Origin of the sequence: Phenylobacterium sp. (genome assembly GCF_044371015.1) — a bacterium.
In the GTDB taxonomy this organism is placed as follows: domain Bacteria; phylum Pseudomonadota; class Alphaproteobacteria; order Caulobacterales; family Caulobacteraceae; genus Phenylobacterium.
This window is the reverse complement of record NZ_JBILUK010000001.1, coordinates 33,594-51,459: the sequence shown is the minus strand read 5'-3', so window position 1 is coordinate 51,459 and position 17,866 is coordinate 33,594. Positions and strand designations below refer to the sequence as shown.

Below are 17,866 nucleotides of genomic sequence, written 5' to 3'. Positions count from 1 at the left end.
CAGCCTTGCGCCGGGCGCTGGCGCGCAGCTTCTCACTCTCACTCTTCAGCTGGCCGCAGGCGGCGAGAATATCGCGACCGCGGGGCGTGCGGATCGGCGAGGCGTAGCCACCCCGGTTCAGGATCGCGGCGAACGCCTCGATGGTCGACCAGGAAGAGCACTCGTACTCCGTTCCGGGCCACGGATTGAACGGGATCAGGTTGATCTTGGCGGGGATGCCCTTGAGCAGCTGGACCAGCGCCTTGGCCTCGGCCGGACTGTCGTTGACGCCCTTCAGCATCACGTACTCGAAGGTCACGCGCTTGGCGTTGGACAAACCCGGATAGGCGCGGATTCCGGCCATCAGCTCGGCCAGCGGGTACTTCCTGTTCAGCGGGACCAGCTTTTCGCGGAGCTCGTCATTGGTCGCGTGCAGCGAGATCGCCAGCATGGCCTGGGTCTTCTCGCCCAGCGCCTGTAGCTGAGGAACGACGCCCGAGGTCGAGACCGTGATCCGCCGTCGCGAGATCGCGATGCCTTCGTTGTCCGCGATGATGTCGATGGCCTGGGCGACGTGATCCAGATTGTAGAGCGGCTCGCCCATGCCCATGAACACGATGTTCGAGAGCCGGCGGTCCTCCTTGGGGCTCGGCCACTCCTCCAGGTCGTCGCGGGCGACCTGCACCTGGGCCACGATCTCGGCGGCGGTCAGGTTGCGCACCAGGGCCTGGGTGCCGGTGTGACAGAAGGTGCAGTTAAGCGTGCAGCCGACCTGGCTTGAGACGCAGAGCGCGCCGGCCCGGCCCACATCGGGAATGTAGACGGTCTCCACCTCGATCCCGGGACCCATGCGGATCAGCCATTTGCGCGTGCCGTCGCGACTGACCTGGCGCTCCACCACTTCCGGACGCGCCAGCGAGAAGGCCGCGGCCAGGACGGCGCGGGTCTCCTTGGCGATATCGGTCATCCGCTCGAAGTCGGTGACCCCGTAGTGGTGGATCCAGCGCCAGACCTGGGACGCGCGCATCTTCGCCTTGGCGGGCGGGCACACCTCGGCCGCCACCAGCGCATCGGCCAGCGCCGGGCGGGAGAGCCCGGTCAGGTTGACCGGCGCCGGCGGGCGCACGGAACGGCGGGAAAGGTCGAGCGTCACGCTCACGAGATCATCGGGTCCCTAACGAGAGCGGCGAGATATAGGCCGGGCCGCGCGCATCTCAAAACGAGGCCGCTTCAAACATCCGTTCGACATCGCTAGGGTCACTCGCAACATCAGACACGGATACGGGAGCGAACCAGAGATGAAGGCGCTGTTGAGCAAGGCGGTCGGCGGGCCGGAGACCCTGGTGCTGGAAGAGGTGCCCTCGCCCGAGGCCCGGCCCGGCTGGGCCGTGGTTGAGGTCAAGGCCATCGGCGTCAACTTCCCCGACGTGCTGATCATCGAGGACAAGTACCAGTTCAAGCCGGCGCGGCCGTTCTCGCCGGGCGGCGAGATTTCCGGCGTGGTCAAGGCGGTCGGCGAGGGCGTCACCCACATCAAGCCCGGCGACCGGGTGCTGGGCAACACCGGCTGGGGCGGCATGGCCGAGGAGCTGGCCCTTGAGGCGCACCGGCTGGTCAAGATCCCGGACTCGATGCCCTTCGACGACGCCGCCGCCTTCATCATGACCTACGGCACCTCGTGGCACGCGTTGAAGGACCGCGCGAACCTCCAGCCCGGTCAGTCGATGCTGGTGCTGGGCGCCGCCGGCGGCGTCGGCCTCGCGGCGGTCGAGCTCGGCAAGGCCATGGGCGCCACGGTGATCGCAGCCGCGTCCAGCCAGGAGAAGGTCGATCTCTGCATCAGCCGTGGCGCGGCGACGGGCGTGGTCTATCCCAAGGGTCCGTTCGACCGGGAAAGCCAGAAGGCCATGGCGGGCCTCTTCAAGGAAGCCTGCGGCCCCAACGGCGCCGACGTGATCTACGACGCCATCGGCGACGCCTATGCCGAGCCCGCGCTGCGGTCCATCGCCTGGGAAGGCAAGTACCTCGTGGTCGGCTTCGCGGCCGGTGAGATCCCTAAGATCCCGCTCAATCTGGCGCTGCTGAAGGGTTGCGAGATCGTCGGCGTGTTCTGGGGCGCCTGGGTAGGCAAGAACCCCGAACGGCACCAGGAGAGCGTCGCCGAGCTCCTGGCCATGTATACGGCGGGCAAGATCAAACCCTACGTATCGGAACGCTTCAGCCTGGCCGACGCGCCCAAGGCGATCAGCCATCTGGCCAGCCGCAAGGCCATGGGCAAGGTGGTGATCATGGTCTGACGGGGCCATCCCCGTGACCGAGCCCCCGTCGCCGGCGCCCTCCCGCAACCTCGAGGGCGCGCTCTGGATGCTGGCGTCGGCCGTGACCTTCTCGGTCATGACCTCGCTGATCAAGTTCCTGGGCGACGATTATCCCGCCGCGCTGCAGACCTTCTACCGACAAGCGGCGGGACTGGTCGTGCTTCTGCCGCTGATCGCGCGGTATCGCAGCGCAGCGTTCCGGGTCACGCGACCCGGCATTGTGCTGTTCCGGTCCAGCGCCGGGACGGTGGCGATGATCCTGTCGTTCTACGCCTTCCAGACCCTGCCCCTGGCCGACGCCAATGCGCTCTCGTTCACCCGCATCCTTTGGATGGTGCCGCTCGCCGCCTTCATCATGAAGGAACAGGTCGGCTGGGTGCGGGGCGCCGCGGCGGTCGTCGGGTTCGCGGGCGTGCTGATCATGGTGCGCCCAGGCGCGGCCGGGTTCGAGGTGGGCCTTCCGGCGCTGGCGATGCTGACCTCGGCCCTGCTGTTCGCCTTCACGGTCACGGGGCTCAAGGTGATGAGCCGCGACAATGCGCCGATGGTGATCCTGGTGTGGTCGACGGTCCTCGGCGTGGTCTTCGCCATCCCCGGGGCGATCCTCACCTGGCGCGTGCCGCCCTGGCCGGATCTGGCCCTGCTGTGCGCCATGGGGGCCATCGCCACGGTCAATCAGGCCTGCTTCATCAAGGGCATGTCGCTGGGCGACGCCTCGGCCATGGCGCCCATCGATTACACGCGGCTGATCTTCGCGGCCGTGATCGGCTATGCCGTGTTCAACGAGATCCCCACGGTCTGGACCTGGGCGGGCGCCGGCGTGGTGGTGGCCTCGACCCTGTTCATCACCCTGCGCGAACAGCGGCTGGCGCGCTCAGCGAAGCTGACGGCGGAACCCGATCCTCACTGATCCAGCAGCCGCTCCAGGTCCCTCTTTGCGGCCTCGCGATGGCGGGGCTTCAGGTTGCGGCCGATCACCGCCATCAGGGCGGCGAAGACGGCGGCGTCGTCGGTGAAGCCCAGGCCCGCGACGATGTCGGGAATCGCATCCACCGGCATCACGAAATAAGCCAGGGCCGCCAGCATGATCCCCTTGGCCGCCGTCGGCGTCTCCGCGTCGCGCGCGCAGTGCCAGACCGAAAGGGCCTCCCGCGCGAAGGGGATGCGCGCCGCCACCCGGCCGATCTTGGGCCAGAAACCCCCGGCGACCCTCTGTTCGTTCAGCCGAACGATGGCGGGAACCAGCGCGCGCTCGGGCGCGATGACCTGCTCGGGATTTCCGCTGACGTGAGGTGAGACTTTCTCGCGCCCGGTCATCGGTCTAAAGCCTCCGCCCAAGTCTCGAACACTTCAACTGGGAGCAATCCGGTCATGGAACTCAATTCTTCCGTCGCGGCGGTGGTCACGGGCGGCGCCTCGGGCCTTGGCGAAGCGACGGTGCGCGCGCTGGCGGCCAAGGGCGTCAAGGTGGCGATCTTCGATATGAACGAAACCAAGGGCGAGGCGGTCGCTGCTGATGTGGGCGGCGTCTTCTGCAAGTGCAACGTCACCAGCGAGGAAGAGGTCGACGCGGCCTTCGCCAAGGCCCGCGCGGCCCACGGCCAGGAGCGGATCCTGGTCAACTGCGCCGGCACCGGCAACGCCATCAAGACCGCCGGCCGCGACAAGCAGACCGGCGAGACCAAGCACTTCCCGCTCGACGCCTTCAACTGGATCATCCAGATCAACCTCGTCGGCACCTTCCGCTGCATCGCCAAGTCGGCGAAGGGCATGCTGGATCTGGAGCCCGTCGACGGCGAGCGCGGCGCCATCGTCAACACCGCCTCGGTCGCGGCGGAGGACGGCCAGATGGGTCAGGCGGCCTATTCGGCGTCCAAGGGCGGCGTGGTCGGCATGACTTTGCCCATCGCCCGCGACCTGGCCGGCGACGGCATCCGGGTGAACACCATCCTGCCCGGCATCTTCAACACCCCGCTGATGAACGCCGCCCCGCCGCAGGTGAAGGAGGCGCTGGCCGCCTCGGTGCCGTTCCCCAAGCGCCTGGGCAACGCCGAGGACTACGCCTCCCTGGCGCTGCAGATGATCACGAACCCCTACTTCAACGGCGAAGACGTCCGCCTCGACGGCGCGATCCGGATGGCGCCGCGCTAAGGTTCAGCGCCACGGAACGCACGGAGTCAGGGGCGAGGCTCAGCGCCCAACCGTGAGTTCCGTGGTTGAATCCGCCTACCGCCGCCGTCTCGGGCGGCTGCCGCCCATGAGGCCGCCCAATACGCCGCGGATCAGTTCGCGGCCGACCTGGCTGCCGATGGTGCGCAGCATGGACTTGGCGAAAGCCTCGCCCATGCCCTGGCGGTTCGAGGCGCGCGGCGTCGGTGTGCGGGCCTCGGCCTTGGCGCTGGCGGCTTCCGCCTCGACTTCGGCGGCTTCCGCGGCGGCCGCCTTGGCGCGGGCCTGCAGCATCTCGTAGGCGCTCTCGCGGTCCTTGGCCTCGTCATAGAGCCCACGCACCGGGCTTGACCCGATCAGCGCCGTCCGCTCGGGCGGCGTGATCGGCCCCAGGCGGGAGACGGGCGGCCGGATCAGGGTCTTCTGAACCACGGTCGGGGCGCCCTTTTCATCCAGCACAGAGACCAGGGCCTCGCCCACGCCCAAACCCTGGATCGCCTCGGCGGTGTCGAAGGCCGGGTTGGGCCGGAAGCTCTCGGACGCCGCCTTCAGGCCCCGCTGGTCGGCCGGCGTATAGGCGCGCAGCGCATGCTGGATGCGGTTGCCGAGCTGGCCCAGCACAGTGTCGGGGATGTCGGCCGGGTTCTGGGTGACGAAATAGACGCCGATGCCCTTGGAGCGGATCAGGCGCACCACCTGCTCGACCTTTTCCAGCAGCGAGCTGGGCGCGTCGCGGAACAGCAGGTGCGCCTCGTCGAAGAAGAACACCAGGCGCGGCTTGTCCGGATCGCCCACCTCGGGCAGCTCCTCGAAAAGCTCGCTCATCAGCCACAGCAGGAACGTGGCGTAGAGCCTGGGGCTGGCGATCAGCTTGTTGGCGGCCAGCACGCTGACATAGCCGCGCCCGGATCCGTCAACGCGCATCAGGTCGGAGAGCGAAAGCGCCGGCTCGCCGAAGATGTTAGCGCCGCCCTGGTCCTCCAGCACCAGCAGCTTGCGCTGGATGGTGGCGATGGTGGCGGGCGAGATGTTGCCGTACTGGGCCGATAAGGCCTTTGCGTTTTCCGAGGCATAGGCCAGGGCGGCGCGCAGGTCCTTGAGGTCGAGCAGCAGCAGGCCCTCCTCGTCGGCGGCGCGGAACACCACCGAGAGCACGCCCTCCTGGACATCGTTCAGCTCGAGAATCCGCGACAGCAGGAGCGGCCCCATCTCCGAGACCGTGGCGCGGATCGGATGGCCCTGCTCGCCGAACAGGTCCCAGAACACGGTGGGCGCGGCCATCGGGTTCAGCGTCAGCCCCATGGCCTGGGCGCGGGCCTGCATCTTTTCGTTGGGCGCGCCGGGCGCGCCGATGCCGGAAAGGTCGCCCTTCACGTCGGCGGCGAAGACCGGGACGCCCGCATCCGAGAGGCCCTGAGCCAGAATCTGCAGCGTCACCGTCTTGCCGGTGCCCGTGGCCCCGGCCACCAGGCCGTGGCGGTTGGCCCGGTTCAACAGCAGCACTTCCGGGTGATCGGACTGTCCGATCAGGACCGTGCTCATCTTGGCTCTCCCGCATTGGCGTCGTGTGGTGAGGGTCTTGAAACCACAAACCCGGCGGCTTGGACAGGCGGGCCGCGCGCGGCGGCCTTTTCGATCCCCATGGCCGGCGAACGGCGCTAGAAATCGACGCCGTGACCCAGTCTAAACCTCCGCGCCCGCAGCGCTCGGCCGTCGCGCCGGCCCCTCTCCTGGGGGATCCGGTCGCGCGCAACGCCCTGGTCGTGCTGGCGACCATCGCTTCCGGCGTGGTGCTCCATGTGCTGGCCGACATCCTGACGCCGCTGGCGCTGGCGATCTTCCTGGCGGTGATGATCGACGCCTTCTCGAGGGTTCTCTTTCGACGCCTGCCCGGAGTCTCGCGACGGGCCGCCATGCCGCTGGCCATCGTGCTCTCCGTGGCCATCTTCGGCGGCGCGGCGGTGTTCGTGGCGGAGAACGCGGCCGGTTTCGCAAGCCAGTTGGTCACCTACACACCGAGGCTGAATGACCTGATCGGACAGATGGCTGCGATGATCGGCGTCGAAGCGCCGCCCTCGCTGACTCAGATGGCCCGTCAGCTGAACCCCGCAAGCTATCTGGGCCAGGTGGCCGGCGGCCTGCAGAGCTTCCTGGCGTCGGCGGCTTTCGTGCTGGTCTATCTGGGCTTCATCCTGGCCTCGCGCCGAGGCTGGGAGCGCAAGGCGGTCAACCTCTTCGGCACGCGCGAGGAGCGACACGAGGCGGTGGCCGCGCTGATCCGCATCCGCGACGGGATCGAGCAGTACCTCTGGGTGCAGACGGTCACCGGCCTGATGATCGCTGTCGCCTCCTGGGCGACCATGGCGGCGGTGGGGCTCGACAACGCCGTGTTCTGGGCCATCCTGATCTTCATCGCCTCCTACATCCCGGTGGTCGGCGGGCTCGTGGCGGTGGCCCTGCCGCCGGTCTTCGCCGTGGTGCAGTTCGGGACCCTGTGGCCGCCGCTGATCCTGTTCGGCGTGTTGCAGACCATCACCCTGGTGGTCGGCAACATCATCCAGCCGCGCATGCAGGGCCGGAGTCTGAACATGGACCCCATCGTGCTGCTCCTGGCGCTGGCCTTCTGGAGCGTGGTCTGGGGTCTGCCCGGCGCATTCCTTTCGACCCCTCTGACCACGGTCATGATGGTGGTGCTGGCCCAGTTCCCCGGCGCGCGCTGGATCGCGGTGCTGCTGTCGGCCGACGGCGATCCGGGTCCGACGCGCGGCGACTCCGCGCGCGGGGCCGCCCCTTAAATCTGCGCAGCGGAACCCCCATCTGAAGCGCGGCGGACGGCGCGTCCGGTCGCCCTACGCGTCCGTTTCTCACCCCTTCGGATGCGGCGAGCCCCAAGCGTTCCGCCGTCCCCCCGCGGCGGAGCCCCGCGCCGCCGGGCGCTCTCCCCCGGCGGCGGTCTCGCGTCCGCCCCGATTCCCCCATCGGGCGTGCGGACGCGAGCAGGGGCGGGCGCGGAGGCCTCCAAGAGCGATCAGGCGCGGCGCTCAAACAGAACGAGCTGGATTGGATTGCGCTTCAGCGCGCCAGTTCCGACACCGTCTCCCGCACCAGCTCGGGCCGCTCCATCGGCAGGAAGTGGCTTGTGCCCGGGACCATCTCCCAACGGATCATCGGATTGGCGGTGATGATATCCAGGCCCTCATCGATGCGGGCTGTGGAGCCGATCTCGGCGCGCAGCATCCGCGTCGGGGCCTGGACCGCGCGGAACGCCGACCAGGGATCGTAGCGGTGGATACGGAAGTTGGCGGCCTCCCAGGCCGGTGCGCAGGCCAGGCCGACCTGGCCGTCCGGCAGGTCCCGGAAGCCGCCCGCGACATAGTCCTCAAGCTGGCCCGGCCCCCAGGTGCGGAACGCGCCGCGACCGGTATAGGCCGCGACCACGGCGGCACGGTCGGGAAAGACGGCGCGGCGGCGGTCCGCGCCCTGGGCCAGGGGATTGTCGGGCCTCTCATCCTGGGCGGCGCGGGCGGCGTCGAAGATCACCGGGTCGAACAGGGCCAGGGCGCGGACGAGGTCGGGGCGCGCCTCGGAGGTGAGCAAACAGGTCGTGCCGCCCATGGAGTGTCCCGCCAGCACCACCGGTCCGACCGCCACCGTGTCGATCAGGGCGATCAGGTCGTCACGGAAGCCGTACCACCCCGCATGCGCCTCGGGCTCGGCCGGCAGAGTCGAGGCGCCGTGACCCCGCATGTCCACCGCAAGCACCCGCAGCTCCGACGCCAGCGGCGCCAGGATCGAGCGGTAGGTGCGGGCGTTGAAGCCGTTGGCGTGGCAGAAGACCACCTCCGGCGGCCCCTCGGCGCCGAACGCAAGGCCCGCCATCTCGCCGCCGCGCGCAGGCAGGGCGACGCGGACGGCGCGGGGCTCCAGATCAAACGTCAGGCTCACCGGAACGGCCGGATCAGCCGAGCATGTCCTTGACGGTGTCGCGCTCGCCGATCAGCTCGTCGTTGGTGATCTTGATCTTCGACTTGGCGAAGTCGTCCATCTCGTAGGCGGTGATCACCTCATAGGCGCCGGGCGCAGTGGTCTTCACCGGCATGCCGGCCCAGACGCCATCGGCGAAGCCGTAGCGGCCCTGGCTGGCCACCGCGACCGAGTGGATCGCGCCGGGCGTTGAAAGATCACGTACGTGGTCGATCAGGGCGCCGGCGGCCGAGGCCGCCGAGCTCGCGCCCCGCGCCTCGATGATCGCGGCGCCGCGCTTGCCGACCGCAGGCAGGTACTCGTTGTCGAGCCAGGCGCGGTCGGTGATCACGTCGGTCACGGCCTTGCCGCCGATCTTGGCGTGGGTGAAATCGGCGAACATGGTCGGGCTGTGGTTGCCGTAGATGAACAGGTCGGAGACCTCGGTCACCGGCACGCCCGCCTTCTTGGCCAGCTGGTTGCGGCCGCGGTTTTCGTCCAGCCGCACCATCGCGGTGAAGCGGTCAGGCGTCAGGCGCTTGGCCTGGCTCGCGGCGATCATGCAGTTGGTGTTGCAGGGGTTGCCCACCACCGCGATGCGGGCGTCGTCAGCCGCCACGCGGTCGATGGACTGGCCCTGGGCGATGAAGATCTTGCCGTTGTCCTTCAGCAGGTCGGCGCGCTCCATGCCCGGGCCGCGCGGCTTGGAGCCGACCAGCAGGCACCAGTTCGCGTCCTTGAAGGCCACGTCCGGCTCGCCGGTCAGCACCATGTCGGCCAGCAACGGAAACGCGCAGTCCTCCAGCTCCATGGCGACGCCCTTCAGCGCCTTCTGCGGGCCTTCGACCGGGATCTCCAGCAACTGCAGAATGACCGGCTGGTCCTTGCCGAGCATCTCGCCGGACGCGATCCGGAAGAGCAGCGCGTAACCGATGTTTCCGGCCGCGCCGGTGACCGCCACACGGATGGGCTTCTTCATGGCAATCGCTCCTCTGTTCGGGAATGTCGGCGGGTCGTTAGCCGGTTGACCGCGCCGCCGCAATGCCGCAGGCGCGGGGGATGGCCTTCAAGCGCGATCCCGCCTTCGACGCCGGCTCGACCTGGCTCGCCGACCTCGACCTCTGCGAGGCGCGCTGGCAGCTGGACGCCCGCTTCCCCTGGGTTGTCTTGATCCCCCGACGCGCCAACGCGGTCGAGATCGAGGACCTGTTGGCGGCGGACCGGGCGCGCCTTCTCGAAGAGATTCTGGTCGCCGGTCGCGCCGTCCGCGCGGCGGGCGCGGCGCTCGGCCGACCCGTCGAAAAACTCAACATCGGCCAGCTCGGCAACATCACCCGCCAGCTGCACGTGCATGTGGTGGGGCGAAGGGCGGATGATGCCGCCTGGCCAGGGCCGGTATGGGGCGCGGGGACGGCGCTGGCGTGGGACGATGAGACCTTGGCGGTCGCGCTGGCGGGGGCGAGGGGAGTTTTCGCCTAACCCCCAAACTCTCCCGTCGTTGCTTAGCCGGTGGGCCACGATTCAATCTCGGAGTACGTCGTGATGCAGTGTTTCTCCGCGTCGCGCTTCGATCCCCCGAATAGACAAGAGCCTGCGGGCCGACTATAAGGCCTCCAACACATCGCTGAACGCGCTGGATGGCGCATTCAAGCGGCGGGCCAAAAGCCCGGCCGCTTTTTTCTTTGCCGGAGGCCGGGAAATCCCATGCGTGGGAAGACCGCGGAAGACCTGAAACTGATCGAGCTGCTCGATCCCGTCGCCGAGGCCGGCGGCTATGAAATCGTGCGCCTGCGCCTGATGGGCGGCGCCGAGCGGCGCAGGCTTCAGGTGATGGCCGAACGCGCCGTCGACGGCGACATGAACGTGGAGGACTGCGCGCGGCTTTCGCGCCTGTTGTCCGAGGTTCTGGATCCCGCCGATCCGATCAGCGGCGAGTACGTGCTGGAGGTCTCCTCCCCCGGCGTCGACCGGCCGCTGACCCGGCCGAAGGACTTCGAGACCTTCGAGGGCCACGAGATCCGCATCGAACTGGATCGCCTGGCCGAGGGCCGCAAGCGGTTCAAGGGCATCCTCTCCGGACTTGAGGGCGATCAGATCGGCATCGATCTGGAGGGCGAGGTCGAGACCGCGATGGTCCCGCTGGCCTGGATCGTCGAGGCCAAGCTGGTGCTTTCCGACGCCCTCATGAAGCGCGGCGCCGAGATCCGCGCCGCCCGCCTCGCTGCAGAACCTGAATCCAACGACATCCCCTAGACACGACGAAGTTGAGGACCCCGCCATGAGCACCGGCATTTCCGCCAACCGCCTGGAACTTCTCCAGATCGCCGAAGCGGTCGCCCGCGAGAAGTCGATCGACAAGGAGATCGTCATCGAGGCGATCGAGGAAGCGATCCAGAAAGGCGCCCGCTCGCGCTATGGCGCCGAGCACGACATCCGCGTGCATATCGACCCAAAGACCGGCGAGACCAACATCAAGCGCGTGATCACCGTGGTGGCCGACGACGCGGTGTTCGGCGGCGGCGTCGACGAGGAGACGGGCGAGGATCTGCCCTTCGAAGAGCCGCCGGGCATTCTGAGGCTGGCCGACGCCCTGCGCCGCGACAAGGAAGCGGTGATCGGCAAGACCTACGAGGAGGAGCTCCCGCCCTTCGAGTTCGGCCGCGTGCAGACCCAGATGGCCCGCCAGGTGGTGATGGGGAAGGTCCGCGACGCGGAGCGTGAGCGCCAGTACGAGGAGTACAAGGATCGCGTGGGCGAGATCGTCAACGGCACGGTCAAGCGCGTGGAATACGGCAACGTGGTCGCCGATCTGGGCCGGGGCGAGGGCATCATGCGCCGCGACCAGTCGATCCCGCGCGAGAACTTCAATATCGGCGACCGCATCCGCTGCTACATCTACGACGTGCGGCGCGAGACCAAGGGCCCGCAGATCCTGCTGAGCCGCGCCCACGGCGGCTTCATGGCCAAGCTGTTCGCCCAGGAAGTGCCGGAAGTGTACGACGGCGTGATCGAGATCCGCGCCGTGGCGCGGGATCCCGGCAGCCGGGCCAAGATGGCGGTGATCTCCAACGAGAGCTCGATCGACCCGGTCGGCGCCTGCGTGGGCATGCGCGGCAGCCGCGTGCAGGCGGTGGTGGCCGAACTGCAGGGCGAGAAGATCGACATCATCCAGTGGAGCCACGACGAGGCGACCTTCATCGTCAACGCCCTGGCGCCGGCGGAAGTCTCCAAGGTGGTGATGGACGAGGAGGACGAGCGGGTCGAGGTGGTGGTGCCGGACGAGCAGCTCAGCCTCGCCATCGGCCGTCGCGGCCAGAACGTGCGCCTCGCCAGCCAGCTGACCGGCTGGCAGATCGACATCATGACCGAGAGCCAGGAGAGCGAGCGGCGCCAGCGCGACTTCGCCGAACGCACCGCGCTGTTCCAGGAGGCGCTCGACGTCGACGAGGTGATCGCCCAGCTGCTGGTGACCGAAGGCTTCGCGACTGTCGAGGACGTGGCCTATGTGGACGTCTCGGAGATCGCCTCCATCGAGGGCTTCGACGAGGACACCGGCGAGGAGATCCAGACCCGGGCCCGCGAATACCTCGACCGCGAGGCCGCCGAGCTCGACGCCAAGCGTCGCGAACTGGGCGTGGAAGACGGTGTTCTGGAAATCGAAGGCGTCACCCTGGCCATGGCGGTGGCGCTGGGCGCCGGCGACGTCAAGACGGTGGAAGACCTGGCCGGTCTGGTGCCCGACGATCTGCGCGGCTGGTTCGAGTCCAAGAACGGCGAGCGCGTGCGTGAGCCCGGCATTCTGGAGACCTTCGGCCTCGAGCCGCAGGACGCCGAGCTGCTGATCATGCGCGCCCGCGTGGCCATGGGCTGGATCGAGGCCCCGGAAGAGCCCGAGGTCGAAGAGGAAGCCTACGCCGAAGCCGAGGCCGAGGCCGAGGCGGTCGAAGAAACGCAGGAAGCCTAAGGGATCACGGAACGCACGGAAGAGGCTTCATCTTTTCTCCCGACCGTTCCGGTGCAAGCCGGAATCCAGGGCGACAGCACCTTGGTCGGGGGTGTTCGCCTCGCAGCCAATTCCGTGAGTTCCGTGGTTGATGATTGAGGTCACGCCGATGAAGGCCGCCAAGACCCACGCGGAAGCTTCGCGGGAGCGCAAGGATGTGGTCTCCGGCGCGGTCATGCCGGAAGCGGCGCTGGTCCGGTTCGTGTCGGGGCCGGACGGCGAGGTGGTCCCGGATCTGGCGCGCAAGCTGCCGGGGCGGGGCGTCTGGGTGGCGGCGGACCGTGCGTCGGTGGCGGCGGCCGCCAAGAAGAACCTCTTCGCCCGCTCGGCCAAGGCGCCCCTCAAGGCCGCGCCAGACCTCGCCGACGAAGTGGAACGGTTACTGCGCGCCCGGGTGCTTTCAGGCCTGGGGCTGGCCCGCCGGGCGGGTGAATTGGTGATGGGGTTCGAGAAGGTCGCCAAGACGGTCGGCGCCGGCCGCGCGGCCTGGTTGATCGAAGCGATCGATGGCGCGGGCGACGGGCGCGGCAAGCTTCTGCGGCTGGCCCGCCACGCCACGCCGCCGCCGGGCGTGCTCGGCCTGTTCAATGCGCAGGAATTGGGTTTGGCCTTGGGCGGGGAGAATGTGATACACACCGCCTTCCTTGCGGGGCGAGCCGCCGGGCGCTGGGCCGAAGATGTCCGACGCCTGGAGGGATTCAGTCCGCTCCTTCCTGAGGATTGGCGCGAGGAGCCTGTCGGGGCCAAGCGGGAGCCATGAGGCTTTCCGCCCATGGTCGTTTGAGGGGCGATACGAATTGAGATCTTGAGCCGGGGTCCGCCCGGCGGTGAGTAAAGCGAGCGCATGAGCGACGACGACAACAACGGCCGTAAGCCCCTGACCCTGAAGCCGCGCGCCGGCGGCTCGGTCAGCTCGGGAACGGTGAAGCAGAGCTTCAGCCACGGCCGCACCAAGACCGTGGTCGTGGAGACCAAGCGTGTGCGCACGCATGCGCCGGTCGGCGGCAATCTGGCCGCGCCGTCCGCCGCTGAGCGCCGCGTTTTCGAACCGCCGCGCCCCGCCGCGCCGCCGCCGGGCGCCCGGCCGGCCGCCCCGAACGATGGATTGTCCGCGGAGGAGCGCGCCGCGCGCCAGCGGGTGATCGAAGCCGCTCGCGCCCGCCAGACCCAGGAAGAGGCTGAACGCCGCGCCCGCGAGGAACGCGCCCGCGCCGAGGCCGAAGCCGCCCGCGCCGCCCAGGCCGCTGCGCAGGCCCAGGCTGCGGCCCGGGCCGCCCCGCCGCCGGTCGTCGCCGCTCCCGCTCCCGTTCCAGAAGCGCCGATCGCTCCGCCAGCACCCGCCCCCGCGCCGGTCGCCGTCCAGGCGCCCGCGCCGCCGATGCCGGCAGCGCGCCCGGCCCCGGCCCCGGCGGGTCAGACCCGCACCTACCAGCCCTCGGCCGATCGCCGCGACGATCGCCCGACCACCACCACATATCGCCCGGATCGCAGCGAGCGCCCCGGCGGCGGCCGGTTTGAGACCGCCAGTTTCGGCCAGCGCGCGCCCCGCACAGATGGTCCCCGGCCGCCGCGCGATGATCGCGGCCCGCCGCGCCGCGACGAAGGCGACCGTGGGCCGAGGCCGCCCGAAGGCGGCACGGTCCGCTATTCGGCGCTCGCTCCGCGCCCGGCCCCAGGCGCCGGCCCGCGCGGCCCGGGCGCGGGTCCGCGCGGCCCGCGCATCGGCCCCGCAGCTCCGCCGGCGGCCCCCGAGATCCAGCGCGCGACGCGCCAGGCCCCCCGCCCCGGCGGTGCGGTCATGGACCGCCGCCCCGATGACGACGACCGGCGCCGCGACGCTGGCCCCGGCAAGGCGATCAGCCGCGTCAAGGGCGCGCCGACCCGCCGCGAGGGCCGCCTGACCATCCAGACCGTGGCCGGCGACGCCGAGGGCGCGGAGCGGATGCGCAGCCTGGCCTCGGTCCGCCGGGCCCGCGAGCGTGAACGCGAAAAGCGCAAGGGCGGGAGCCAGGAACAGGTCCGCGCCGCGCGCGAAGTGGTCATCCCCGACGTCATCACGGTCAGCGAACTGGCCAACCGGATGGCGATCCGGGGCGTCGAGATCATCAAGTTCCTGATGCGTCAGGGCGTGATGCTGAAGATCAACGACGTGATCGACAACGACACCGCTGAACTGGTGGCCACCGAGTTCGGACATACCGTCCGCCGCGTCTCAGAAGCCGACGTCGAAGAAGGCTTCATCGGTGGCGAGGACGAGGACGACAACCTCGAGGGCCGGCCGCCGGTGGTCACCGTCATGGGCCACGTCGACCACGGCAAGACCTCTCTGCTGGATGCGCTTCGCTCCACCGACGTGGTGTCGGGCGAGCACGGCGGCATCACCCAGCATATCGGCGCCTATCAGGTGCGGCTGGAAAGCGGCGAGAAGGTCACCTTCCTCGACACGCCCGGCCACGCGGCCTTCTCGGCCATGCGGATGCGCGGCGCCAATGTCACCGATATCGTGATCCTTGTGGTCGCGGCTGACGACGGCGTGATGCCCCAGACGATTGAGGCCATCCAGCACGCCAAGGCGGCCGGCGCCCCGATCATCGTGGCCATCAACAAGATCGACAAACCCGACGCCGATCCGACCCGGGTGATCAACGAGCTGTTGCAGCACGAGATCGTCGTCGAGAGCCTGGGCGGCGACACTCAGGTGGTCGAGGTCTCCGCCACCCAGAAGATGGGCCTGGACGACCTGATTGAGAACATCCTGCTGCAGGCCGAGGTGCTCGACCTTAAGGCCAACCCGGACCGCACCGCCGATGGCATGGTGATCGAGGCCAAGCTCGACCGGGGCCGCGGCGCGGTCTCCACCGTGCTGGTCAAGCGCGGCACGCTGAAGCGCGGCGACATCGTTGTGGCCGGAGCGAACTTCGGCCGGGTCCGCGCGCTGCTGAATGAACGGGGCGAACAGCTGGACGCCGCCGGACCTTCGGTGCCCGTGGAAATCCTCGGTCTCGACGGCACGCCCGATCCGGGCGAACCCTTCGCCGTGGTGGAGAACGAAGCCCGCGCCCGCGAGCTGACCGCTTACCGCATCCGGGTGAAGCGCGAGAAGGCCGGCGCACCGGTCCAGGGCGCGTCCCTGGCCGAGATGATGGCCAAGATCACCGACAAGAAGGTCTCGGAACTGCCGCTGGTCATCAAGGCCGACGTGCAGGGCTCGACCGAAGCCATCGTCGGCTCGCTGGACAAGATCAGCACCGACGAGGTGCGCGCGCGGATCATCCTGTCCGGAGCCGGCGCGATCAGCGAGAGCGATGTGATGCTGGCCAAGGGCGCCGGCGCCGCGATCCTCGGCTTCAACGTCCGCGCCTCGAAGCAGGCCCAGGCCCTGGCCGAGCGCGAAGGCGTCGAGATCCGCTACTACGCGATCATTTACGACCTGCTGGACGACATCAAAGGCGTGCTCTCGGGCATGCTGGCGCCGATCCAGCGCGAGACGTTCCTCGGCAATGCCGAGGTCCTGCAGGCCTTCGACATCTCGAAGGTCGGTCGGATCGCAGGCTGCCGGGTCACCGACGGCGTGGTCCGCAAGGGGGCGCGGGTCCGGATCATCCGCCAGGACGTGGTGGTGCTCGAACTGGGCGTGTTGCAGACGCTCAAGCGCTTCAAGGACGAGGTCAACGAGGTGCCGTCAGGCCAGGAATGCGGCATGGCCTTCCAGGGCTTCCAGGACATCAAGGCCGGCGACGTCATCGAGTGCTTCAACCTCGAAGAGGTCAAGCGCAGCCTGTAGCCCTCGCCAGCATGTCATCCCGGCCGGAAGCCCGCGCTCAGCGGGCTCGAGAGCCGGGACCCGGCATCCCAGGTCTTGCGGCTGGGTCCCGGATCGGCCTGAGGCCGTCCGGGATGACGGCCTATGTCGTTCATCTCCCATGCAGCCGACCTGTGCGACCTCGCGGCCTCTGACACCGGGAGACCGCCCATGCGCCGCCTGATCGCCGCCACCCTCGCAACCCTCGCGCTCTCGAGCGCCCTGGCCGGCTGCGCCACCGTGGCGCCCCGACTGGATGCGGCGGCGGATGTGCATGCGCTGCTGATCGCCATCCGCGACAACGACCGGGCGATGTTCGACCGCCTGGTCGACCGCCCGGCGCTGAAGGCCGAGATTCAGTCCCGCCTGATGGACGAGACCCGAAGGGACGGCCGCGTGCCGGCGGTGCTGGCCGCGATCCTGGCGCCGGCCGTCGCCGACGTGGCCGGCGAGGCCCTGATCCGGCCCGAGGTGTTCCGCGGTCTGGCCGAGGCCTACGGCTATCGCCGCGACACGCCGATCCCCGGGCCGCTGATCATCTCCACCCTGGTGCGCCCGCGCGGCGATGGCCTGGTCTGCGCCGCCACATCGAGGGGCGGGCCCTGCGACCTGGTCTTCGCCCACGGCGCCGATGGCCGGTGGCGGCTGGCGGGCTATGACGGCGATCTTTCCCGGCTGCGCATCGGGCGCTGAGCATCCTATGCTCTCCCCTTCGGACAAGAGGGGACGAGATGGACCACGAGGCGGCGCTTAAGGACTACACGCGTTTCGACTTCACCCACGACGGCAAGACCTTCCCGGTCTACCGCCGCGGGACCGGCCCCGCCGTCGTCATCATGCACGAGATGCCGGGCCTGCACCCCCTGGTGATCCGCTTCGCCGACCGGGTGGCCGAGGCGGGCATGACCGTCTTCTGCCCCAGCCTGTTCGGGAAACCGGGCAAGCCGGTGGGGCGCAGATACGCCCTGGCGACGGCGCTCGGGGTCATCTGCATGCGCCGCGAGTTCCACGTTTGGCGGGGCGACCGCTCGAGCCCGGTGGTGAACTGGCTCCGCGCCCTCTCACGTCAGGCCCATGCCGAATGCGGGGGCAAGGGTGTCGGCGCGGTCGGCATGTGCTTCACCGGCGGCTTCGCGCTGGCCATGATGACCGACCCCAGCGTGGTGGCGCCGGTGCTCTCGCAGCCCTCGTTGCCGATGGGCCGCAAGGGCGGCGGCCAGATCGGCCTCTCGACCGAAGAGATCGCCTGCGCCCGTGATCGCATGTCGGCCGAGAACCTTTCGGTGATCGGCCTGCGATTCCCCAGTGACAAGCTGGTCCCCGACGCACGCTTCGAGACCTACCGGCGCGAGTTCGGCGACCGCTTCGAAGCGATTGAGATCGACGACAAGGACGCAGCGCCCAGCTTCATGGCGCCCCACTCCGTCCTGACCCTTCACCTCAAGGAGGACGGCCCCACGAAGGCCGCCGAACAGCGGGTCATCGCGTTCTTCAAGGAACGAACGGGGGCATGAATCCCCTCTCCCCCAAGATCAGAGGCTCAGGCCCTCGTCGCATCATCCCGGCCGGAAGCCCGCGCTCAACGGGCTGGAGCGCCGAGACCCAGTGGCAAGGCCGGGGTGCAGGGACTCC

16 protein-coding genes are annotated in these 17,866 nt (G+C 69.2%); 11 read left to right on the top strand and 5 right to left on the bottom strand.

The genetic code is table 11. The annotated features are described in order from the left end of the window. Positions 1 to 1,138, bottom strand: a 1,138-nt coding sequence (gene rlmN, locus ACIQ3R_RS00275; RefSeq protein WP_397413726.1) for a 23S rRNA (adenine(2503)-C(2))-methyltransferase RlmN, incomplete at its 3' end; no start/stop codon positions are given. A gap of 139 nt (positions 1,139 to 1,277) precedes the next feature. On the opposite strand from rlmN, the gene ACIQ3R_RS00270 reads away from it, so the two are divergent. Then, positions 1,278 to 2,276, top strand: coding sequence for an NADPH:quinone oxidoreductase family protein (locus ACIQ3R_RS00270; protein WP_397413724.1), 999 nt, complete (start codon positions 1,278 to 1,280; stop codon positions 2,274 to 2,276). 13 nt (positions 2,277 to 2,289) lie between these two features. Continuing rightward, positions 2,290 to 3,207: a DMT family transporter gene (locus ACIQ3R_RS00265; protein WP_397413722.1), complete on the top strand. Its 918-nt coding sequence runs from the start codon at positions 2,290 to 2,292 to the stop codon at positions 3,205 to 3,207. Here the strand turns inward: ACIQ3R_RS00265 and ACIQ3R_RS00260 are convergent. Then, positions 3,201 to 3,614, bottom strand: coding sequence for a YkvA family protein (locus tag ACIQ3R_RS00260; RefSeq protein WP_397413720.1), 414 nt, complete (start codon positions 3,612 to 3,614; stop codon positions 3,201 to 3,203). The two genes, ACIQ3R_RS00265 and ACIQ3R_RS00260, sit on opposite strands and share 7 nt — an antisense overlap. A gap of 54 nt (positions 3,615 to 3,668) precedes the next feature. On the opposite strand from ACIQ3R_RS00260, the gene ACIQ3R_RS00255 reads away from it, so the two are divergent. Next, a complete protein-coding gene (locus tag ACIQ3R_RS00255; protein ID WP_397413718.1) occupies positions 3,669 to 4,448 on the top strand; it encodes an SDR family NAD(P)-dependent oxidoreductase in 780 nt (259 codons plus the stop codon). A gap of 75 nt (positions 4,449 to 4,523) precedes the next feature. On the opposite strand, the gene ACIQ3R_RS00250 is transcribed toward ACIQ3R_RS00255, so the two are convergent. Beyond that, positions 4,524 to 6,008, bottom strand: a complete 1,485-nt coding sequence (locus ACIQ3R_RS00250; protein ID WP_397413715.1) for a helicase HerA-like domain-containing protein — start codon at positions 6,006 to 6,008, stop codon at positions 4,524 to 4,526. A gap of 131 nt (positions 6,009 to 6,139) precedes the next feature. Here ACIQ3R_RS00250 and ACIQ3R_RS00245 point away from each other — a divergent pair, with 131 nt between their 5' ends. Beyond that, positions 6,140 to 7,261 (top strand): AI-2E family transporter, encoded by a 1,122-nt coding sequence (locus ACIQ3R_RS00245; RefSeq protein ID WP_397413713.1) that lies wholly within the window; start codon positions 6,140 to 6,142, stop codon positions 7,259 to 7,261. Positions 7,262 to 7,538: 277 nt separating this feature from the next. Here the strand turns inward: ACIQ3R_RS00245 and ACIQ3R_RS00240 are convergent, their stop codons facing one another. Together ACIQ3R_RS00240 and ACIQ3R_RS00235 are read right to left on the bottom strand one after the other, a co-directional pair. Beyond that, positions 7,539 to 8,411, bottom strand: a complete 873-nt coding sequence (locus ACIQ3R_RS00240; RefSeq protein ID WP_397413711.1) for an alpha/beta fold hydrolase — start codon at positions 8,409 to 8,411, stop codon at positions 7,539 to 7,541. Positions 8,412 to 8,424: 13 nt separating this feature from the next. Further along, a complete protein-coding gene (locus ACIQ3R_RS00235) occupies positions 8,425 to 9,408 on the bottom strand; it encodes a malate dehydrogenase (RefSeq protein WP_397413709.1) in 984 nt (327 codons plus the stop codon). Positions 9,409 to 9,488: 80 nt separating this feature from the next. On the opposite strand from ACIQ3R_RS00235, the gene ACIQ3R_RS00230 reads away from it, so the two are divergent. The 7 genes from ACIQ3R_RS00230 (at position 9,489) to ACIQ3R_RS00200 (ending at position 17,748) form a co-directional block, all read left to right on the top strand. Further along, on the top strand, positions 9,489 to 9,908 hold the full coding sequence (locus ACIQ3R_RS00230; RefSeq protein WP_397413707.1) for an HIT domain-containing protein: 420 nt from the start codon (positions 9,489 to 9,491) through the stop codon (positions 9,906 to 9,908). 225 nt (positions 9,909 to 10,133) lie between these two features. Then, the gene (rimP, locus tag ACIQ3R_RS00225) at positions 10,134 to 10,682 is read left to right on the top strand and encodes a ribosome maturation factor RimP (RefSeq protein WP_397413705.1); all 549 of its coding nucleotides are present in this window, start codon (positions 10,134 to 10,136) and stop codon (positions 10,680 to 10,682) included. A gap of 25 nt (positions 10,683 to 10,707) precedes the next feature. Further along, positions 10,708 to 12,393 (top strand): transcription termination factor NusA, encoded by a 1,686-nt coding sequence (nusA, locus tag ACIQ3R_RS00220; protein ID WP_397413702.1) that lies wholly within the window; start codon positions 10,708 to 10,710, stop codon positions 12,391 to 12,393. A 130-nt stretch (positions 12,394 to 12,523) separates the two neighbouring features. Beyond that, positions 12,524 to 13,192 (top strand): RNA-binding protein, encoded by a 669-nt coding sequence (locus ACIQ3R_RS00215; RefSeq protein WP_397413700.1) that lies wholly within the window; start codon positions 12,524 to 12,526, stop codon positions 13,190 to 13,192. A gap of 84 nt (positions 13,193 to 13,276) precedes the next feature. Next, the gene (gene infB / locus ACIQ3R_RS00210; protein WP_397413698.1) at positions 13,277 to 16,216 is read left to right on the top strand and encodes a translation initiation factor IF-2; all 2,940 of its coding nucleotides are present in this window, start codon (positions 13,277 to 13,279) and stop codon (positions 16,214 to 16,216) included. A gap of 189 nt (positions 16,217 to 16,405) precedes the next feature. Then, positions 16,406 to 16,927: a DUF2939 domain-containing protein gene (locus ACIQ3R_RS00205; RefSeq protein ID WP_397413696.1), complete on the top strand. Its 522-nt coding sequence runs from the start codon at positions 16,406 to 16,408 to the stop codon at positions 16,925 to 16,927. A 38-nt stretch (positions 16,928 to 16,965) separates the two neighbouring features. Beyond that, on the top strand, positions 16,966 to 17,748 hold the full coding sequence (locus tag ACIQ3R_RS00200; RefSeq protein WP_397413693.1) for a dienelactone hydrolase family protein: 783 nt from the start codon (positions 16,966 to 16,968) through the stop codon (positions 17,746 to 17,748). The last annotated feature ends 118 nt before the right edge of the window (positions 17,749 to 17,866 follow it).

What these genes read in the sequence shown, in the direction of transcription:
- ACIQ3R_RS00270 (WP_397413724.1), top strand. Translation starts at nt 1,278, where the DNA reads ATGAAGGCGCTGTTGAGCAAGGCGGTCGGCGGGCCGGAGACCCTGGTG.
- ACIQ3R_RS00260 (WP_397413720.1), bottom strand. Translation starts at nt 3,614, where the DNA reads ATGACCGGGCGCGAGAAAGTCTCACCTCACGTCAGCGGAAATCCCGAG.
- ACIQ3R_RS00255 (WP_397413718.1), top strand. Translation starts at nt 3,669, where the DNA reads ATGGAACTCAATTCTTCCGTCGCGGCGGTGGTCACGGGCGGCGCCTCG.
- ACIQ3R_RS00250 (WP_397413715.1), bottom strand. Translation starts at nt 6,008, where the DNA reads ATGAGCACGGTCCTGATCGGACAGTCCGATCACCCGGAAGTGCTGCTG.
- ACIQ3R_RS00235 (WP_397413709.1), bottom strand. Translation starts at nt 9,408, where the DNA reads ATGAAGAAGCCCATCCGTGTGGCGGTCACCGGCGCGGCCGGAAACATC.
- ACIQ3R_RS00230 (WP_397413707.1), top strand. Translation starts at nt 9,489, where the DNA reads ATGGCCTTCAAGCGCGATCCCGCCTTCGACGCCGGCTCGACCTGGCTC.
- rimP (WP_397413705.1), top strand. Translation starts at nt 10,134, where the DNA reads ATGCGTGGGAAGACCGCGGAAGACCTGAAACTGATCGAGCTGCTCGAT.
- nusA (WP_397413702.1), top strand. Translation starts at nt 10,708, where the DNA reads ATGAGCACCGGCATTTCCGCCAACCGCCTGGAACTTCTCCAGATCGCC.
- ACIQ3R_RS00215 (WP_397413700.1), top strand. Translation starts at nt 12,524, where the DNA reads ATGATTGAGGTCACGCCGATGAAGGCCGCCAAGACCCACGCGGAAGCT.
- infB (WP_397413698.1), top strand. Translation starts at nt 13,277, where the DNA reads ATGAGCGACGACGACAACAACGGCCGTAAGCCCCTGACCCTGAAGCCG.
- ACIQ3R_RS00205 (WP_397413696.1), top strand. Translation starts at nt 16,406, where the DNA reads ATGCGCCGCCTGATCGCCGCCACCCTCGCAACCCTCGCGCTCTCGAGC.
- ACIQ3R_RS00200 (WP_397413693.1), top strand. Translation starts at nt 16,966, where the DNA reads ATGGACCACGAGGCGGCGCTTAAGGACTACACGCGTTTCGACTTCACC.